The sequence below is a fragment of the Methylobacterium sp. WL18 genome (assembly GCF_008040015.1).
GTDB lineage: Bacteria > Pseudomonadota > Alphaproteobacteria > Rhizobiales > Beijerinckiaceae > Methylobacterium > Methylobacterium mesophilicum.
Genome location: NZ_VRVD01000653.1, coordinates 1 through 2,611, shown reverse-complemented (window position 1 = coordinate 2,611; position 2,611 = coordinate 1). Strand labels below are relative to the sequence as shown.

The 2,611-nt window shown below is 69.1% G+C and carries 2 protein-coding genes; both read right to left on the bottom strand.

The window, feature by feature from the left end:
* Positions 1–4: 4 nt before the first annotated feature.
* Complete coding sequence (locus FV228_RS26455; protein ID WP_147857246.1) at positions 5–1,693, bottom strand: B12-binding domain-containing radical SAM protein; 1,689 nt, start codon at positions 1,691–1,693, stop codon at positions 5–7.
* 136 nt (positions 1,694–1,829) lie between these two features.
* Positions 1,830–2,611: SDR family NAD(P)-dependent oxidoreductase (locus tag FV228_RS26450; RefSeq protein ID WP_147857245.1), on the bottom strand; the 782-nt coding region annotated here is incomplete at its 5' end.

Genomic DNA, 2,611 nt, shown 5'->3' with positions numbered 1-2,611 from the left:
CCGGTCAGGCCACCGCGGCGAGGTGCTTGACCTCGGCGCGGGCGACCACCTTGCCGACCGGCGCGGCCTTGGCGCCGCTGTCTTTTTCGGGCGCCAGGATCGGGGGCGACACCCAGCGGCCGGCTTCGAGTTCGGCGATCCGGCCGTTGATCTCGCGGATCACGTAGCGCGAGAACGGGTAGACGTGGAGGTAGATCACCATGTTGGTGACCACCGCCTCGAGGGCCGCCGGGTTGTGGCGGGCGGTCTGCAGGAACACGCCCCAGAAGTGCTTGGCCAGTTCGGGCCGCCGCACGGTCATCCGCCAGCAGATCCGCAGCAGCGACCCCAGGTCGCGCGCGACGTGGCGCCAGTCGAGCTTGTGGGCCGCGAATTTGGGCCGCTTCACCCGGCGGGAGATCTCTCGGACGCGCTCGAAGAAGTTCGGCGGGTCGTAGATCTCGGCTAGCACATCCCGGTAATCGGCCAGCACGTCCTGCTGCGGGCGCAGCGTCACGAAGTTGAGCCCTTGCGTGCAGTGGTCGCCCTGCTCGGCGGTGGTGTAGGCGAAGTTCTCGAACAGGCGGCCCTCCTTGCGCAGGCGGCGCGAGAGCTGGGTGTTCGGCATCGCGTAGAGCAGGCCGACCATCGAAATCGGGATGCCGGTCTGGCTGATGCACAGGGACATCGCCTTGGCTATGCTGTCCTTCTCGGTGTCGAAGCCGACGATGAAGCCGGCGGTGACGAACATGCCGTGCTCGTAGAGCTTGTGCACGCTGTCGGCGATCGACCGCTTGGTGTTCTGCTTCTTCTGGGTCTGGATCAGCGTCGCCTCGTCGGGCGTCTCGATCCCGGTGAACAGGGCGAAGAAGTTCGCGTCCCGCATCATCCCGAGCAATTCGTCGTCGTCCGCGAGGTTCAGCGAGGCCTCGGTGGAGAACTTGAACGGGTAGCCGTGCGCCTCCTGCCATTTGATCAGGTGCGGCAGGAACAGCTTGATCGCCTTCTTGTTGCCGATCAGGTTGTCGTCCACGAAGTCGACATGGCCGCGATGGCCGAGGCTGTAGAGCCGGTCGAGTTCGGCCAGCATCTGCGGGGTGGTCTTGGTCCGCGGCGAGCGACCGTACAACTCGATGATGTCGCAGAACTCGCAGGTGAACGGGCAGCCGCGCGAGAACTGGACGCCGATATACAGGTAGTGGCTGAAGGTCAGAAGGTCGAAGCGCGGGATCGGGCTGGTCGTGACGTCCGCCTTGAACTTCTCCGCCGTGAACCGGCCGCGGCGGGCGCCGGATTCCCAGGCCTCCACGAAGGTGGCCAGGATGCCCTCGGCCTCGCCCAGAACCAGGAAGTCGGCCTTGTCGTAGATCTCCGGGGTCGAGGTCGGGGCCGGGCCGCCGACGCAGACCGGGACGCCCAGCGCCGCGCATTTGTCGATCACGACGAGGCAATCCGGCTCCTGGGGGAGCATGCCGCCGGTCATCACCAGGTCGGCCGCCAGGATCTGCGCGTCGGTGAGGTCTTCGCAGTTGCGGTTGATCAGACTCACCTGCCAGGCCGGCGGCAGCATCGCGGCGAGGGTGATCAGGCCCAGGGGCGGCGCGGGTGCGCGGGCGCCCTGCAGCTCCATGGCCTCCTTGAAGTTCCACATCGAGTTCTCGTAGAACTTGGGGAACACCATCAGCACGCGCGGGGCCGTATTCGCATCCGACATGCTTGTTTTCCTCGTCGCACCGAAGTGAGCCTGCCGGGACACCGAAGTGCCCACGCGGCCAATTACGGTCGAGCGTGCGGGAGAATTAAGGCCGTTTTTCGCTCCCGCGGCGGGTCGAACCGGTTTCGGGGCGCGGTCAGGGCCCGACGCGGAAGCGCTCCGGCTGGGTGCCGTCGGCATCGGTGAAGCCGTAGATCCGGGCGAGGTCGCCCGCGTGCAGCACCGCGCCGGCCCGGGCCGCGATGTCCGGGTCGGCCGCCAGGGCGGCGAGCGCCCGGCCGGCATAGAGCGGCCCCTCGGTGGCCCGCTCGTCCTGCCCGAGATCCAGGGCCCGCTCGGTGGCGACGAAGCCCGGCGAGAGGCCGAGCGCGGTCACGCCGTAGGGCGCGAGGTCCTGACCGAAGGCGAGCGCCAGCCGGTTGGTGGCGGCCTTGGCGGAATCGTAGAACACGTCGCCGAGATACTCCTCGGTCCCGAACGAGACCAGCGCGATCAGGCCGGTCCGCGCTGCCACCATGGACGGGGCGACCGCGCGGGCGAGCAGCAGCGCCGGCAGCGGCCCGGCCTGGAGGAACCCCAGATACGGTTCGGCCGACCGGCGCCAGAACGGCGTGCCCCAGCCGGCCCCGTCCGGGTAGCGCTCGCCGTCGTAGCCCTCGTTGCCGCCCCAGACGCTGCAGGCCGCGACATCGATCCGCCCGAACCGGCGCAGCACCCAATGGATCAGCTCATCCGTGGCCCGCTCTGAGCGGTGGTCGCAGAGGTAGTGGTGGCCGCGCCCGCCGGCCGCATCGACCAGGCGGGCGGTATCCTCGATCGATTCCGGCCGCATCTCGGTGCGCGGACCGGTCTCGCTGGAGCGGGCGGTGACGATCACGGTGGCCCCGGCCTCGCCGAGGGCCCGGGCCAGGCCCCGGC